This is a genomic window from Pseudomonas sp. Sample_9, from assembly GCF_004307535.1.
In the GTDB taxonomy this organism is placed as follows: domain Bacteria; phylum Pseudomonadota; class Gammaproteobacteria; order Pseudomonadales; family Pseudomonadaceae; genus Aquipseudomonas; species Aquipseudomonas mercuritolerans.
The window spans coordinates 1-1,062 of record NZ_RAZO01000201.1 but is presented as its reverse complement, the minus strand read 5'-3'; the positions used below and the strand labels follow the sequence as shown (position 1 = coordinate 1,062).

Sequence of the window (1,062 nt, the reverse complement as noted above, 5' to 3'; positions counted from 1 at the left end):
AGTGGCGCCGACATTCCCAACGGCAGCACCACCGTCGAAACTGAAATAACGCTCAGCGGTGTCGCCGCCAAAGGTCAGAAAGTCGATGTGCTGGATGGCACTACTTCAAAGGGTCAACCGACCGCCGACCCGGTAACAGGCATCTGGACCTTGCTCGTTTCTGCGCTGACGGCTGCGGAGCACAGTTTCACTGCGAAAGCGCTGTATGGCGGCAACCCGGTGTCAGCCCCGCCCTTTACTTTCAAAGTGAATCAACGGCTATCGATTGATCAATCCGCCATGTCCCTGGCAGGGCTGAGTCTTCGCTATGCAGGCTGGGCAACAAATGGCAAGGATGCCAGCGGTACCTCTTCGAAAAGAGAGGCCACAGGTGGTGTTCCTCCTTACACCTATACCTCTCAAAATACACGAGTCGCTACCACTGAGGGTCCAATAACAAGATCAAATTGCTCAGTGCAAAAAACCACAACGATAATCGTTACGGATAGCGTCGGTGAAAAGGTCGAATATAGGGTTACCTGCTCTAATGTCTATCGGCTCGTTGTCTCACCCGCCGGTTCGTATGATTACGCGGCTGCCTACGCATGGGGAACAAGCCAACCAGGGACGAAATACGGTGTGGATCAATCGCGGTGGTACGTATTAGTGGAAACACATACACCGCAACCGATGACGGACTCGTGGGGCCCTAGGTGGGGGCACGGCCCGGAAGGTAACTTCGCAACGCGGTTCAGTAACAATAGATTTTCAGCAATCGGTCACCCTCCTTCAACATTGCTTAGACAAGTTGTGATTATAGTAGGGGTCGACTAGACGGCGCCGAATAGCTGGGGGAGCAGAGCCAATAGCGCCCCTAGCAATCGTCAGATTAACTTCCTACTTCACGGGGAGTAACGACCCCGATAGGGAGACATTTATTTATCTCAGCAGTGAATCGGGCTCTGACAATCCGGAGTTGCAGGCGCGTTTTCTTTGATTTAAACGACGATGTTTAAAAAACACGCAGGCACGGTCTCAAGGCTACAAATCCTTGCGCCATTGCCTACAGCCAAGCCAGAATCC

General features: G+C 52.8%; 1 pseudogene. It reads left to right on the top strand.

Going from position 1 to position 1,062, the window contains the following annotated elements:
* Positions 1-813 (top strand): annotated as a pseudogene (locus tag D6877_RS29520) (hypothetical protein); the annotation flags it as partial.
* Between the last annotated feature and the right edge of the window lie 249 nt (positions 814-1,062).